The sequence below is a fragment of the Paractinoplanes lichenicola genome, from assembly GCF_016785085.1.
In the GTDB taxonomy this organism is placed as follows: domain Bacteria; phylum Actinomycetota; class Actinomycetes; order Mycobacteriales; family Micromonosporaceae; genus Actinoplanes; species Actinoplanes lichenicola.
This window is the reverse complement of the sequence record NZ_JAENHO010000001.1, coordinates 920,931-935,379: the sequence shown is the minus strand read 5'-3', so window position 1 is coordinate 935,379 and position 14,449 is coordinate 920,931. Positions and strand designations below refer to the sequence as shown.

Here is a 14,449-nt window from a genome sequence, read left to right as displayed (position 1 = left end):
TCGATCCGGAAGTGGTCGACGGTGTGTCCGTGGCGCAGATCGCCCGCACGGCCGAGGCCTCCGAGGCGCTGGTCCACCGCTATTTCGCCGGCAAGAGCGGGCTCTATCTGGCGGTGGCCGAGGCCGGCGTGGCCCGGCTGATCGAGCGGCAACGGGCCGCCGACGCCGCGCTCGGCCCCGGTGCCGGTCGCCGCGAGCGCCTGGAGTGCAGCCTGCACGTCTATCTGGACATGGTGGCCGAGTGGTCGGTCGGCTGGCTCACCCCACTCCGGTCACCCGGCAACGAGCCGAGCGAGGTGATCGCGCTGCGCCGCGACGCCCGCAGGCGCTACGTCACGCTGCTGCGCGAGCTGTTCGAGTTGCCGGCCGACCCGGCGCTCGACTACGCCCTGGCCGGCTATCTCGGGTTCGTCGACGAGGTTTGCGTGCTCTGGGCCGAGCGCGGTCATCCCGCCGCTGACCGGGCAATAGTCATCGACGACGCGATCGCCGCCGTGGCCGCCGCGCTCTCGGGCCGCGGCTGGCACGGCCTGACGTGAGCGGCCCGTGGACGGACCCCCGTGCCGTCCACGGGCCGCTGACAAGCAGGCTCGCACGCCGCGCTTGTGGTTTTCTTGCGGCGGCTACCATCGGTCGGTAACGATCGATGGGCTTGTCAGCGGAAGGGCGGACAGGGCGGAGTGCTCCGGTTCACCCTGCTGGGCGCGGTGGAGGTCTGGCGGGACGGGCAGCCGCTCGGCGCGGGGCATCCCCGCCAGCGGGCCGTGCTGGCCTTCCTGCTCGCCGAGGGCGCGCAGCCGGCCCCCACCGACGTGCTGATCGACCGGGTCTGGGGCGATTCGCCGCCGCCCTCGGCCCGGCAGACGCTGCACGCGCACATCGCCCGGCTGCGCCGGCTCGTCCAGCCCGACGCCGCCCTGACGTTCGCCTCCGGCTGCTACGTGCTGGCGGTCGAGCCCGAGCAGGTCGACGTGCACCGGTTCGGCCGGCTGGTCGCGCGGGCCGCCGAGCCCGACTGCCCGCCGGAGCGCGGGCTCACCCTGCTGCGCGAGGCGATGGAGCTGTGGCAGGGCGAGCCGATGGCCGGGCTGACCGGCGACTGGGCCGAGCAGACCCGCCAGGCGTGGCAGCGGCAGCACGTCGACGCGGCGATCGCCTGGTCGGCGGCGGAGCGCCACGCGGGTCACCCGGCCGCGGCGATCCCGCTGCTCACCGACCTGACCGGCCGCCACCCGCTGCACGAGCCGCTGGCCCTGGCGCTGATGGAGGCGCTCGACGCGGCGGGCCGCCCGGCCGAGGCGCTGGCCCACTACGACACGATCCGCCGGCACCTGCAGGAGGAGCTCGGGGCCGACCCCGGCCCGGCCCTGCAGCGCGGGCATCGAAGCCTGCTGGGCGACGCCGAGCCCCGGCCCGCCCAGCTGCCGGCGGCCCCGGCCACCTTCGTCGGCCGCGACCCCGAGCTGGCCGCCGTCGAGAAGTGGCACGGCGAGGCGCCGGCGGTCGCGGTGGTCGGCCCGGCCGGGGTCGGCAAGACCGCCCTCGCGCTGCGCTGGGCCTGGTCGGCCCGCACCCGGTTCCCCGACGGCCAGCTCTACGTCGACCTGCGCGGCTTCGGCGACGGCGAGCCGATCGAGCCGGCCGACGCCCTCGACCGCATGCTGCGCGCCCTCGCCACCCCGCCCGAGCAGATCGCCCTCGACGTCGACGAGCGGTCGGCCCAGCTGCGCTCCCGGCTGGCCGACCGCCGGGTGCTGCTGATCCTCGACAACGCCGCCTCGGCCCGCCAGGTGCGCCCGCTGCTGCCCGGTCATCCCGGCTGCCTGGCCCTGGTGACCAGCCGCAGCCGGCTCGACGGCCTGGTCGCGCAGGGGGTGCGGCGGCTGCCCCTGGCCGGGCTGTCGGCCGGCGAGTCGGCCACGCTGCTGCACCGCATCGCCGAGCTCGACAACCGCGACGACGATCGGCTCACCGGTCGCCTCGTCGACCTGTGTGCGGGCCTGCCGCTGGCGGTGAGCGTGGTGGCGGCCCGGCTCGACGGCCGGCGGCGACTGCCGGCGATCGTGCGCGAGCTCGAGGACGAGGGCAAACGGCTGGCGGTGCTCGACGACGGCGAGGACGACATCTCCGTACGGCGGGCTCTCGGCTTCTCCGTACGAGCGCTCGACGCCACCGCCCGTCGCTCGTTCGCGCTGCTCTCGGCCCATCCGGGGCAGACGCCGGGGCTGGCCGCGTGCGCCGCCCTGCTCGGCACCGACCCGACCGGCACCCGCCCCGTCCTCGACCGGCTGGCCGGCGTGCACCTGCTGGAGCGCCCGGCGCCGAGCCGCTACCGGATGCACGACCTGGTGCGGCTGGCCGCCCGCGAGCAGGCGGCCGGCACCGGCGAGCACGACGCCGCGCAGCGCCGCGTGCTGACCTGGTATCGCGATGTGGCCAACACCGCCGACCGGGTGCTCCGGCCGGCCGAGCGCCCCAACTTCGCCTCGCCGTCGCCGCTCACCTTCGGCACCGCGGAGGAGGCCATGGCCTGGCTCGACGCGGAGGCCGACAACCTGACCGCGGCCGTGCTGATCGGCTGCCGGAGCTTCCCCGAGATCGGCTGGCAGATCGCCGCGGCCCTGTACGGCTGGCTGGTGCGGCGCCGGCATCTGGAACGCTGGATCGACCTCTACCGGGTGGCCGCCGACGCCGCCGTCCGGGCCGGGGACACCGCGGGGGAGGCGCTGATCCGGGGGCGCCTGCCCATGCCGTACAGCCATCTGGGCCGCAACGAGGAGGCCGCGGAGAGCTGCCGCCGGGCGTACGAGCTGCGGCTGGCCGGCGGGGACCGGCTGGGCGCGGCGACCGCCCTGCTCAACCTGGGCGCCGTGCACAACAACGCGGGCAACGGCGCGGAGGCGATCCGCTGGCTGCACCAGGCCGCGACGCTGAGCGCCGAGCTGACCGGGGCCGGGCACCTGCGCGCGCTGACCGCCAGCAACCTGGGCGAGGCCTACCTGCTCGACCTGCGGATCGACCGGGCCATCGGGCACTTCGCCGAGGCGCTCGAGCTGGCCCGGCAGTTCTGCGGGCCGCGCGACGTGGCGGAGATCCTGCGGCGGCTCGCGGAGACCTGCAACGCCGACAGCCGGGCGGCCGAGGCGGCCCGCTACGCCGAGCAGGCGGCCGACCAAGCCCGTACGGCCGGGGACGCCCTGCTCGAGGCCGAGTCGATGGTGCAGCTGGGCCGGGCCTGCCTCGAGCTGGGCCGGGTTGCCGACGGGCAGCGCCACCTGCGGCGGGCCCTGGCGGTGTTCGAGCCGCTGGACCCGAAGCGGGCGGCGGCCGTGCGCGAGCTGCTCTGAGGCCTTTCCTCAGGCGACTGGGACTTGGGCCGGCGGAGCCGTGGCGGTCAGGCCGGGACGCCACCAGTTCCACCGGCCGAGCAGCGACATCGTCGCCGGCAGCAGCAGGCCCCGGATCACGGTGACGTCGAGCAGCACCGCCACGGCCATCCCGACGCCGATCTCCTTGACCGCGATCAGGTCGCCCAGCACGAAGCCGAGGAAGACGATCCCGATGGCCAGGGCGGCCGTGGTGATCACCGGGCCGGCCGCGGCGATCCCGGCCAGCACGGCCCGGTCGCTCGCGGCGGCGTCGGTGGCCGTCCGCCGGTCCCACTCCTGGATGACCCGGGCCAGCAGGAACACCTCGTAATCCATGGACAGCCCGAAGGCGAAGACGAACAGCAGCAGCGGGGTCGTCAGGTCGAGCGCGCCCCACGACTCGAAGCCGAGCAGGCCGGCGCCCCAGCCCCACTGGAAGACGGCGACCAGCACGCCCATGGTCGCCAGCAGCGTCAGCACGTTCAGCGCGATGGCCTTGAGCGGCACGACCACCGAGCGGGTGAGCGCGAACAGCAGCGCCGCGGTGGACACCACGATGATCGCCAGCGCGACGGGCAGCCGGTCGGCCACCGAGCGCTTGGCGTCGGTCAGCTCCGCCGCGGGCCCGGCCACCAGCAGGGGAGCGGGCGCATCGAGGGACCGCAGCTCGGCCACCAGCCGCTGCGCCTCGGGCCCGTCGGCGGCGCCGCTGGGCACCACGTCGGCCACGCTCACCCCGGGCGGCAGCTCCGACCGGACGAACACATCGGACACTCCCGGGAGCTGCTCGACCCGGTCGAACAGCTCCTTGACGTCCGGCCGGTCCGCGGGCGCCTCGACCACCACGGTCAGCGGCTGCTTGGGCGGGTCGGCAAACCTCTCCTGCGTGGCCTCGTACGTCTGGCGGGCCTCGCTGCTCGTGGGCAGCACGCGGACGTCGGAGTTGGCGAACTCGGCGAACAGCAGCGGGGCGCTCAGGGCCAGCAGGCCGGCCGTCGCCGTGAGGGCCACCGCGCGCGGGCGGCGCTGCGCGAACCCGGCCAGGCGTACGAGCAGGCTGGTCCGCTTGGGCGGCCGGGGCGCCGGAATGCGCCGGTGGGCGAGCGCGATCAGCACGGGCACGAGCGTGAGCCCGGCCGCCGTGGCCAGCACGACGACCAGCGCCCCGCCCATCGCCATCGCGGCCAGCAGCGGGTCACCGAAGGCGAACAACCCCACCAGCGCCGCGGCGACGGCCGAGCCGGAGATCAGCACCGCCCGGCCCGCGGTGACCACCGTACGGTCGATGAGGACGGCCAGCGGCGCGCGCGGGTCGGCCGCCCGCTCCTCCCGGAACCGGGCGATCATCAGCAGGCTGTAGTCGACCGCCAGGCCGATGCCGAGCAGGGTGACCACGTTGACCGCGTATTCGCTGACCGGGAGCAGACCGGCCAGCCCGGTCAACGTGAGCAGCGTGCCCGCGACCGCGGCGAGGGCGGCCGCCAGCGGCAGCAGGCCGGCGACCAGGCCACCCAGCAGCACGATCAGCAGCAACGCCACGCAGACCAGCGCGACGGATTCGCCCACGGCGGCATCCCGTACGGCCTGATCGGTGAACTCGCGCTCGGCCAGCAGCCCGCCGCCGATGAGGATCTCGGGGGCGTCGATGCGGCGCAGGGCCGCGCTGACCTGATCGGCCACCCGCAACGCCTCGTCGTCACTCAGGCCCGGCTTCAACTCCACTGTGACCAGGGAGCCCTGCTGGTCGGTGGAGATCTGCCGCCGGCCCGTGGTGTAGGAATCGTCGACCTCGGCCACGCCGGGGAGGGCGCGGATCTCGTACGCGATCCGGGTGACGCTCGTGATCAGCTCGGTCGCGCCGACGTCACGCCCGGAGATGACCGCGACCACCCGTTCGCCCTCGGGGTCCAGCGCGTCCAGCCTGTCCTGCGCGGCAGTGGCCGGGGCATCGGCGGGCAGGGTGTCGACGGACTGCGTGCGATCGTAGACGGAGCCACCGAACACGGCGCCGGCCAGCGCGACCGCGACCCACGCGGCGATCACGACGAACCGCCGCTCATACATCGCCCGGCCCAGCCCAGCCAGCATGACGCCCTCCCGATCGGCGCCGGAGGGGCGGCCGTGGCACATGCAACCATCGCCGGCCACCGATGCGCAACAGTGCAGCAGATTCGCCGACGTTTGCGTTCTAACCCTAGGAGCACCGACGGGGAGGCGACGGATGAGCTTCGAGGAGTTCGCGGCGGCCAGGCTGGCCTCGCTGCTGCGATATGCGGTGCTGCTCAGCGGCGACCGTGAGGAGGCCCGCGACATCGTGCAGGAGGTGCTGACGCGGGCGCTGGTGAAGTGGGGGCGGATCGGGTCGGTCCAGGACCCGTACGGCTATGTGCGGCGGATGGTGACCAACGAGTTCCTGTCGCTGCGAAGACGCCGGCGCTTGTGGACCGTGCCGCTGGGCGAGGAAGTGGTCGACGGCGCGGCGGCGCCACGCGCACCCGAAGCGCCCGAACCCGACGACGACCTGTGGCGCCTGCTGATGGGGCTGCCCCGCCAGCAACGGGCGGTGATCGTCCTCCGGTACTACGAGAGCCTGAGCGACCTCGAGATCGCGGAGGTGCTCGGCTGCCGCACCGGAACCGTGCGCAGCAACGCCAGCCGTGCCCTGGCCGCGCTCCGGATCGAACTCGACGAACCCACGACCAGCGAAAGGATCCACTCGTGACGAGCCTGGACGAGCTCAAGCGCACCCTCGAACAGGGCGCCGGCCACGCTCCCGACCCTGCCGGGCTGGTCGAGCAGGCCCAGGCCGGAGCCGTACGCCTGCGCCGCCGCAACCGGATCCGCGGGGCGGTAGTCACCGTCGTCGCCGTGGCCGCCGCGATGGCCGTCCCGTCCGTCGTCCGGTCCTACAGCGCCGAGCCGCCGCCGCCCAACCCGGCCGGCCCGATGACCTACTACCGCGAGCCGTACGAGCACACCCTGGAACTGGCGTCGAACCCGACCTACTTCACCATGCTGCACGGCACGCAGGGCAAGACGCAGTTCCTCGTCGCCCGGTCGCTCAAGAACTCCAGCAGGGACGGCGGCGGCACCGTCGCGGTTCACGACCCGGGCACGTTCGACCCGACCCGGCTGCGCCGCGGCGAACAGGTCACCGTGCAGGGGCACCCGGCCCACTACGTGGACAAGCTCGAAGAGCCGGCCCCGACCGACTCGCCGAGCACAGGACCGGGCGGCACGCCGTACCGGATCGGGCCGGCCGTGGGCTGGCAGGACCCGTCGGGCGCATGGGTGATCGTCTACGAGAGCGTGGACCGCGCGTCGCTGCTGCGGCTGGCCCAGACCGTACGGCTGACCGCGCCGCACACCGCGAAGGCGCCGGTACGGTTCGGCTGGGTGCCCGACGACCTGCCCGTCTCCTACACCGAGAGCCGGGACGTGGCGGAACACGGCGTGGAGGCGCAGATCGGACTCGGCAACCCGGACGAGGCACCCGACCAGTCCAGCCCGTTCTTCATGATGCCGTACAGCACGCCGCTGAGCGTCATCGCGCTGCCGATGGAGGGCATCATGACGATGTGGGGCGAGGACTACGCCAAGCGGCCCATGAAGCTCATCGCGGGCCACAAGACGTGGTACATCGAAGGCAACGGTGGCCCGTTCAACAACAAGGACGGCAGCCAGCTGCTGATCGACGCCGGCTCGTGCGCGGTCACGCTCACGGTCAAGGACCGCACGGCAATCCCGTACGCGGCCCTCGACCGGATGGTGCAGAACATGATCATCGGCACCTGCGACGACACGTCCGACTGGCAACCCATCGTCGGCCCCTGACGCCGCCGATCCTGCGGGCGGTCAGTGCTCGTCGTAGTGCCCGTCGTGGGCGTGGTGACGGTGACCGTCGTGCTCGTAGTCGACGTGATCGTCGTGCGGCACGGCGGCGTGACCGCAGTCGTCGCCGTGCTGGTGGTCGTGCGCGATATGCGTCTCGTGCAAAGTGTCAGTCATTCTTCATTCTCCGAATCAGTGGCGGTGAGCCGAGGCTAGCCACCCGAATTCGCTTATCGCAAGAAATGCATATGTGCTGCTCAACACTGGTCCCACAAATGCTCAAATGAACAATTGCGCATCTTTCCAAATCAATTCTTATCGGCACCGCAGGCCGGTTCGACCTCGGTGCGGACCGGCGCCTACCGTGGCGGGGTGAGGACCCCCGAAGGCTGCACCCTGACCGTCTGCCGCGACTGCTGCTGCGGCAACGCCCTGAAACACCCCGCGATCGACCACGACGCCCAACTGGACCGCCTGCGCGAGGTGCTCGCCCCGGCCCACCGGGTGCGGACAAGCCAGTGCCTGGACGTGTGTGCCGAGGCCAACGTGATGGTCGTGCACCCCACTCCGGCCGCCCGCCGCCAGGGCGCGGCACCGGTCTGGTTCGGCCTGGTGCTCAGCGACGCCGTCGAGAACGATCTGGTGACCTGGGTGCACGCGGGCGGGCCCGGGGTGGCCGAGGTCCCGCCGATGCTGGAGCTGTCGGTGATCCCTGCCCCGGGACGTTGAACTCGGCGCAACCCAGGTGCACCTGAAGCCGACCCGGCCGGCCCCGTACGTCCCGGCCTACCACCCGGTTCCGTCGCCGGCGCCCGTGTGACGGCCGGGCAGCATGTGGCAGGCGAATCCGCCGCTGGCCACCCGCGTGTCCGCGCCGTTGTTCCCGGGTGCGCCGGCCCCCTCCGGCCGTCAGTGGGCCGGCGCACCCGGGGAGTAAAGGACTAACTGCCGCGGACCTCGGCGGCGGCCGCGACCAGGTGCCGCAGGGATGCCTCGACCTCGGCGTAGCCGCGGGTCTTGAGGCCGCAGTCGGGGTTGACCCACAGGCGCTGGGCCGGCACGGCCGCGACCGCCCGGCGTAGTGCGCCGACCACCTCGTCGTGCGTTGGCACGCGCGGGGAGTGGATGTCCCAGACGCCGGGGCCGACGCCGCGGCTGTAGCCGATCGCGGCCAGGTCGGCGAGGACCTCCATCTTGGAGCGGGAGGCCTCGATGCTGGTGACGTCGGCGTCGAGGGCGTCGATGGCCGTGATGACCTCGCCGAACTCGGAGTAGCAGAGGTGGGTGTGTACCTGGGTGTCGGCGGCGACGCCGCTGGTGGCCAGGCGGAACGCGCCGATCGCCCAGTCCAGGTAGGCCTTCTGGTCCGCCTTGCGCAGCGGCAATGTCTCGCGCAGGGCCGGCTCGTCGACCTGGATCACCTTGACGCCGGCCGCCTCGAGGTCGGCGGTCTCGTCGCGCAGGGCCAGCGCGACCTGGTCGGCGGTCTCGGCGCGGGGCTGGTCGTTGCGGACGAAACTCCAGGCCAGGATGGTGACCGGGCCGGTGAGCATGCCCTTGACCGGCTTCGGCGTGAGCGACTGGGCGAAGGCCGACCATTCGACGGTCATCGCGCCGCGCCGGGCCACGTCACCGAAGATGATCGGGGGACGAACACACCGCGACCCGTACGACTGGACCCAGCCGGACTCCGTGGTGGCGAACCCGTCGAGCTGGTCGCCGAAGTACTGCACCATGTCGTTGCGCTCGGGTTCGCCGTGCACGAGCACGTCCAGGCCGAGGGCTTCCTGCAGCCGGATCACGTGTTCGATCTCGGCCCGCATCTGGTCCGCGTAGCTGTCCGCGGAAAGCCGTCCCGCGCGCAGCGAAGCGCGGGCCGCCCGCAGCGACGGCGTCTGCGGGAACGAGCCGATGGTCGTGGTGGGCAGGTCGGGCAGGCCGAGCCGGGCCTGCTGGGCGGCCGCCCGCTCGGCGTACGGGCCGCGCTGCCGGTCGGCCGGGGTCAGGGCGGCCAGCCGATCGCGTACCCCGGCATTGCGCCACGAGGCAGGCGGCGCGGGCGGCGGCGAAGGCAGGTCAGCGGTGCCGTCGCGCAGCGCCCTGCCGAGCAGCACCACCTCGTCGACCTTCTGCCGGGCGAAGGCGAGCCGGGCGTGAAGGTCGGGGTCCAGGTGTTTCTCGGCGGACAGGTCGACCGGTACGTGCAGCAGCGAGCACGAGGTGGAGACGGCGACATGATCGGCCAGCCCGGCGACGACCGCGCCGGTGGCCACGGCGGCGCCCAGGTCCGTACGCCAGATGTTGTGCCCGTCGACCAGCCCGGCCACGATCGTCTTGCCACCGAGCGGGCCGGCCGCCGACAACCGGGCCAGGTTGCCCGGGCCGGCGACGAGATCCAGACCGAGTGCCTCGATCGGGGTGTCGAGCAGGGCGGGCAGGGCATCCCCGAGCTCGCCGAAGTAGGTGGCCACGAAGATCTTCGGCCGGTTCTCGAGGCCGCCGAGGCGGTGGTAGACCGCGCGCAGGGCGTCGATCTCCGCCGGCGTACGGTCGGCGACGTAGGCGGGCTCGTCCAGTTGCACCCACGGCACCCCGGCGTCGGCCAGCCGGCCCAGAATCTCCGCGTACGTGTCGGTCAGCTCGCCGAACCTTTCGAACGGCGCGGATCCCTTGGCCAGCAACAGGAACGTGGCCGGCCCGACCAGCACGGGGCGCGTGGTGATCCCGAGGTCGCGTGCCTCGGCGTACTCGCGCAAGGGTTTGGCCGGATCGGCCGCGAAGATGGTCTCGTCGTCGATCTCGGGGACCAGGTAGTGGTAGTTGGTGTCGAACCACTTGGTCAGCTCGAGTGCGGGCTCGGCGTCGACCCCACGGGCCATGGCGAAATAGGTGTCCAGTTTCGACAGGCCGAGCCGCTCGAATCGCTCCGGGATCGCGCCGACGGCCACGGCGGTGTCAAGCACGTGGTCGTAGTACGAGAACGTGTTGGACGGGATGGCGTCGAGCCGGGCGTCGCGCAGCGTCTGCCACACCTCGGCCCGCAGCCCGGCCGCGGTGGCCTCCAGCGCGGCGGCGTCGACGGTGCCCGACCAGTAGGCCTCGACGGCCTTCTTGAGCTCACGGTTCGCGCCGATGCGCGGATAGCCGAGAACGGTGCTCTGACCGAAAGACATCAGGGGTCCCTCCCTCGAAGTGCCCGGCGGGCACGGGAGGAGAAGGCACGCTGAAGCGCGACCTGGGTTCTCCCGAGGAACCGCCGGCAGCGCACACCGGGCGGCGTGCGCGGCGCTGGCAGGTCTTCGGACTCGTGGGCGTCGTGCTCGCGCCTACCGGCCGTCGCTTCCCAGATCCCGTACGGGGTCCAGTGCTTGATGACGGCTTTCGTTCCCACTCACCGCTGCGGGGCAGTCCCGGTATCGCACCGGGTTCCCTCTTACGACACCCCGCCTGGCGGACGGGGCGAACCAGCACCGCCCGCCATCGTACGGGGTCGTCAGAAGTCGTCGTCGAACGAGACTGTGCCGGTGACGCCGACCTGGTAGGCCGAGACGCGGCGTTCGAAGAAGTTCGAGAGCTCCTGGACGTCTTGCAGTTCCATGAAGGCGAACGGGTTCTTGCTGCCGTAGACCGGTTCGATGCCGAGAACTTCGAGCCGGCGGTCGGCCACGTGTTGCAGGTATTCGCGCATGTCGCCGAGGGACATGCCGGAGACGCCCTGTTCGAGGATGTCGGCGGCGAACTGCACCTCGCATTCGACGGCCTCGGCGAGCATGTCACGCACCTGCTGCTCCATCTCGGCGTCGAACAGGTCGGGTTCCTCCTGCCGTACGGTGTCGACCACGTCGAACGCGAACGCCATGTGCATGCTCTCGTCGCGGAAGACCCAGTTGGTGCCGGAGGCGAGCCCGTTGAGCAGGCCGCGGGAGCGCAGGAAATACACGTACGCGAAGGCGCCGTAGAAGAACAGGCCCTCGATGCACGCGGCGAAGCAGATCACGTTGAGCAGGAACGCCCGCCGATCCTCGCGCGACTTGAGTTCCCTGAGCGAGTAGACCGAGTCGATCCATTTGAAGCAGAACTCGGCCTTGCGGGCGATCGACGGGATGTTCTCGACCGCCGCGAATGCCTCGAACCGTTCCTGCTCGTTCGGCACGTAGGTGTCGAGCAGGTTCAGATAGAACTGGACGTGCACGGCCTCCTCGAACAGCTGGCGCGACAGATAGAGCCGGCCCTCGGGCGAGTTGACGTGCTGATAGAGGTTGAGCACGAGGTTGTTGGCCACGATCGTGTCACCGGTGGCGAAGAAGGCGACCAGCCGCGACACGAGGTGCTGCTCGGCGGGGGAGAGCCGCTGCAGATCGGCGAGGTCGGAGTGCAGGTCGACCTCCTCGACGGTCCAGGTGTTCTTGATGGCGTCCTTGAACCGGTCGAAGAAGGCCGGATACTTCATCGGCCGCAGGGTCAGGTCCATTCCGGGATCGAGCAGCATTACTGGCAGGCCTCACAGGACTCGGGGTTTTCCAGGGAGCAGGCGAGCGCCTCGTCGTCGGCGACGGCGATCGGGGCGACGGACACGGTGGCCTGCTGAATGCGCGTCGCGGGTCGCGAACGCAGGTAATACGACGTCTTCAGGCCGGCTTTCCAGCCGTACAGATACATCGAGGAGAGCTTGCCGATGGTCGGCGCGCTCAGGAACAGGTTGAGCGACTGCGACTGGTCGATGTAGGGCGCGCGGGCCGCGGCCAGATCGATCAGCGCACGCTGGGGAAGCTCCCAAGCCGTCCGGAACAATTCCCGTACGTCGGCTGGCAGTTCGGAAATGCCCTGCACCGAGCCCTCGGCCCGCTTGATCTGCTCCCGGATCGGCGCCGTCCACAGGCCGCGCGCCTTCAGTTCCCGTACGAGATAGGAATTGATCTGCAGGAACTCGCCCGACATCGTCTCGCGCTTGAACAGGTTGGACACCTGCGGCTCGATGCACTCGTAGCAGCCCGCGATCGACGCGATGGTGGCCGTCGGCGCGATCGCCACGAGCAGCGAGTTGCGCAATCCGGTCGCCTCGATGCGCGTTTTGAGCGTGGCCCACCGCTCGGTCTGCGCGGGCGTGGCGCCCCACAATTCGTGGTGCAGATCCCCGGCCGCCGCGCGCGTCTCGCCGTACGCGGGGTGGGGTCCGAAACGCTCGGCGAGCTCGGCCGACGACTCGAGCGCGGTCAGGAAAATCTCTTCCTGTACGCGGGTGGACAGCTCGCGTGCCGCGTCCGAGTCGAACGGCAGCCGCAGCTGGAAGAACGCGTCCTGCAGCCCCATCAGCCCGAGCCCGATCGGCCGCCAGCGCGGATTGGACTTCGCGGCCTGGTCCGACGGGTAGAAGTTGATGTCGATGACCCGGTCGAGGAAGACGACCGCCGTACGAACGGTTTTGCGCAACTTCGGCCAGTCCACGCCGTCCGCGATGATGTGCGCGCCCAGGTTGATCGAGCCGAGGTTGCACACCGCCGTCTCGTCGTCGCTGTTCACTTCGAGAATCTCGGTGCACAGGTTGGACAGGTGGATCGTGTTGCCGGGCGCGCCGGTCTGGTTGGAGAGCGCGTTCGAGCGATCCTTGAACGTCATCCAGCCGTTGCCCGTCTGCGCCAAGGTGCGCATCATCCGCCCGTACAGGTCCCGGGCTTTGACGGTTTTGACGGCCTTCTTCTCGGCCTTTCTGTACGCGTCGTCGAATGCCTCACCGAACAGGTCGGGCAGATCGGGGGCGTCCGAAGGGTCGATCAGCGACCAGTCGCCGTCGGCCTCGACCCGCCGCATGAACTCGTCCGGGATCCAGTTGGCCAGGTTCAGATTGTGCGTACGCCGGGACTCCTCGCCCGTGTTGTCGCGCAGTTCCAGGAATTCCTCGACGTCCGGGTGCCACGGCTCCAGATAGACGCACGCCGCGCCCTTGCGCCGGCCGCCCTGATTGACCGCCGCCACCCCCGCGTCGAGCGTCTTGAGGAACGGCACAATGCCGTTCGACTTCCCGTTCGTGCCCCGGATCAGCGCGCCCCGGCCGCGTACGCGGGACCACGAGATGCCGATGCCGCCGGAGAACTTGGACAGCTTCGCGACCTGGTGATAGCGCTCGTAAATGGAGTCCAATTCGTCGCGCGGCGAGTCGACCAGGAAGCACGACGACATCTGCGTGTGCCGCGTGCCCGAGTTGAACAATGTGGGCGAGCTCGGCAGATAGGCCAGTGACGACATCAGGCGGTAGAAGCCGATCGCCTCGGCCGGAGTCTGCGACAGGCCGCACGCGACGCGCAGCAGGAAATACTGCGGCGTCTCGACCACCGTACGTTCCTGCGGGTGGCGCAGCAGATAGCGGTCGGCCACCGTACGCAGCCCGAAATACTCGAAGCGCAGGTCGCCCGAGACGTCGATCGCGTCGTCGAGCTTGCGGGCATTCCGCGCCACGAATGCGGCCGTCTCGTCGCCGATCAGACCCTGCTGGTGGGCGTGCCGGATCGACTGGCTGAAGGTCGCGACCCCCTGATTGCGAACTTCCTTCTCCACGTACGCGGCGAGCAGGCGCGCGGCCAGCTTCGAGTATTGCGGCTCCTCGCCGATCAGCTCGGCCGACGTCTGAATGGACAGTTTGTCCAGCTCGGCCGTGGTCGCACCGTCGTACAGGCCGCTGATCGTCTTGGTCGCGACCCGCAGCGGGTCCACCTCGTCGAGGTCGGCCACCCACCGCTCGACGGCCTTGACGATCTTGTTGACGTCGACCGTCTCGAGGTCGCCGTTGCGCTTGCGCACCTGCATCACGTGCCGGCGCTGCTCCGGCACGGTTGTCTTGTCCTGCGTGACCGTCATCTTCGCGTCCCCCTGGAGACCTCAGTGAAGGCACGCGGGGACGCCGACGGCCACGGTCGGCCGTCATGATGGCGTCGGCCGTCCCACGCGGCCTTCGACCACCGCACGCCACGGCGGCGCACGGTGCGCTGGCAGGTCTTCGGACTCGTGGGCGTCTCGCACGCTCCTACTGGCCGTCGCTTCCCAGGCTGTCGGGCCCAGTGCTGTGTGACGGCTTTCGTTCCCACTCACCGCTGCGGGGCAGTCCCGGATTCACACCGGGTTCCCTCTTGCCTCGATCACCGCACAAGCGCGGCGCTCGAACCAGCTGCGGGACACACCATATATGGGTGAGCCTCGACGCGAGCAACACCAGATGGTGTGCCGGGCGTGTCGCGCCTCACCCGGGGTTGCAATCG

10 protein-coding genes and 2 riboswitches are annotated in these 14,449 nt (G+C 71.2%); of the genes, 5 read left to right on the top strand and 5 right to left on the bottom strand.

Features of this window, described 5'->3' with window-relative positions; all coding sequences use genetic code 11:
- Positions 1-29 precede the first annotated feature (29 nt).
- Positions 30-539 (top strand): TetR/AcrR family transcriptional regulator, encoded by a 510-nt coding sequence (locus JKJ07_RS49590; protein ID WP_236028237.1) that lies wholly within the window; start codon positions 30-32, stop codon positions 537-539.
- A 141-nt stretch (positions 540-680) separates the two neighbouring features.
- Complete coding sequence (locus JKJ07_RS04130) at positions 681-3,347, top strand: AfsR/SARP family transcriptional regulator (protein ID WP_202989841.1); 2,667 nt, start codon at positions 681-683, stop codon at positions 3,345-3,347.
- 9 nt (positions 3,348-3,356) lie between these two features.
- Here JKJ07_RS04130 and JKJ07_RS04125 read toward each other — a convergent pair whose 3' ends face one another.
- On the bottom strand, positions 3,357-5,456 hold the full coding sequence (locus JKJ07_RS04125) for an MMPL family transporter (RefSeq protein WP_202989840.1): 2,100 nt from the start codon (positions 5,454-5,456) through the stop codon (positions 3,357-3,359).
- A gap of 133 nt (positions 5,457-5,589) precedes the next feature.
- Here JKJ07_RS04125 and JKJ07_RS04120 point away from each other — a divergent pair, with 133 nt between their 5' ends.
- Complete coding sequence (locus JKJ07_RS04120; protein WP_202989839.1) at positions 5,590-6,090, top strand: SigE family RNA polymerase sigma factor; 501 nt, start codon at positions 5,590-5,592, stop codon at positions 6,088-6,090.
- Positions 6,087-7,202: a hypothetical protein gene (locus JKJ07_RS04115; protein WP_202989838.1), complete on the top strand. Its 1,116-nt coding sequence runs from the start codon at positions 6,087-6,089 to the stop codon at positions 7,200-7,202. The genes JKJ07_RS04120 and JKJ07_RS04115 overlap by 4 nt, the downstream gene beginning before the upstream one ends.
- 21 nt (positions 7,203-7,223) lie before the next feature.
- On the opposite strand, the gene JKJ07_RS04110 is transcribed toward JKJ07_RS04115, so the two are convergent.
- Positions 7,224-7,376, bottom strand: coding sequence for a hypothetical protein (locus tag JKJ07_RS04110; protein WP_202989978.1), 153 nt, complete (start codon positions 7,374-7,376; stop codon positions 7,224-7,226).
- Positions 7,377-7,595: 219 nt separating this feature from the next.
- Between JKJ07_RS04110 and JKJ07_RS04105 the strand changes: the two genes are divergently transcribed.
- A complete protein-coding gene (locus tag JKJ07_RS04105; RefSeq protein WP_202989968.1) occupies positions 7,596-7,928 on the top strand; it encodes a hypothetical protein in 333 nt (110 codons plus the stop codon).
- A 212-nt stretch (positions 7,929-8,140) separates the two neighbouring features.
- Here the strand turns inward: JKJ07_RS04105 and metE are convergent, their stop codons facing one another.
- The 3 genes from metE to JKJ07_RS04090 all read right to left on the bottom strand — a co-directional run bounded on the left by metE (position 8,141) and on the right by JKJ07_RS04090 (position 14,051).
- On the bottom strand, positions 8,141-10,372 hold the full coding sequence (gene metE / locus JKJ07_RS04100) for a 5-methyltetrahydropteroyltriglutamate--homocysteine S-methyltransferase (protein ID WP_202989837.1): 2,232 nt from the start codon (positions 10,370-10,372) through the stop codon (positions 8,141-8,143).
- A gap of 100 nt (positions 10,373-10,472) precedes the next feature.
- Positions 10,473-10,683: riboswitch (cobalamin riboswitch) on the bottom strand.
- Positions 10,684-10,692: 9 nt separating this feature from the next.
- The gene (locus tag JKJ07_RS04095; RefSeq protein ID WP_202989836.1) at positions 10,693-11,688 is read right to left on the bottom strand and encodes a ribonucleotide-diphosphate reductase subunit beta; all 996 of its coding nucleotides are present in this window, start codon (positions 11,686-11,688) and stop codon (positions 10,693-10,695) included.
- Positions 11,688-14,051, bottom strand: a complete 2,364-nt coding sequence (locus JKJ07_RS04090) for a ribonucleoside-diphosphate reductase subunit alpha (RefSeq protein WP_202989835.1) — start codon at positions 14,049-14,051, stop codon at positions 11,688-11,690. The genes JKJ07_RS04095 and JKJ07_RS04090 overlap by 1 nt, the downstream gene beginning before the upstream one ends.
- 113 nt (positions 14,052-14,164) lie before the next feature.
- Positions 14,165-14,374: riboswitch (cobalamin riboswitch) on the bottom strand.
- Positions 14,375-14,449 lie beyond the last annotated feature (75 nt).

Excerpts from the sequence above, each read along its gene's own strand:
- JKJ07_RS04125 (WP_202989840.1), bottom strand. The coding sequence starts at position 5,456 with ATGCTGGCTGGGCTGGGCCGGGCGATGTATGAGCGGCGGTTCGTCGTG.
- JKJ07_RS04120 (WP_202989839.1), top strand. The coding sequence starts at position 5,590 with ATGAGCTTCGAGGAGTTCGCGGCGGCCAGGCTGGCCTCGCTGCTGCGA.
- JKJ07_RS04110 (WP_202989978.1), bottom strand. The coding sequence starts at position 7,376 with ATGACTGACACTTTGCACGAGACGCATATCGCGCACGACCACCAGCAC.
- metE (WP_202989837.1), bottom strand. The coding sequence starts at position 10,372 with ATGTCTTTCGGTCAGAGCACCGTTCTCGGCTATCCGCGCATCGGCGCG.
- JKJ07_RS04095 (WP_202989836.1), bottom strand. The coding sequence starts at position 11,688 with ATGCTGCTCGATCCCGGAATGGACCTGACCCTGCGGCCGATGAAGTAT.
- JKJ07_RS04090 (WP_202989835.1), bottom strand. The coding sequence starts at position 14,051 with ATGACGGTCACGCAGGACAAGACAACCGTGCCGGAGCAGCGCCGGCAC.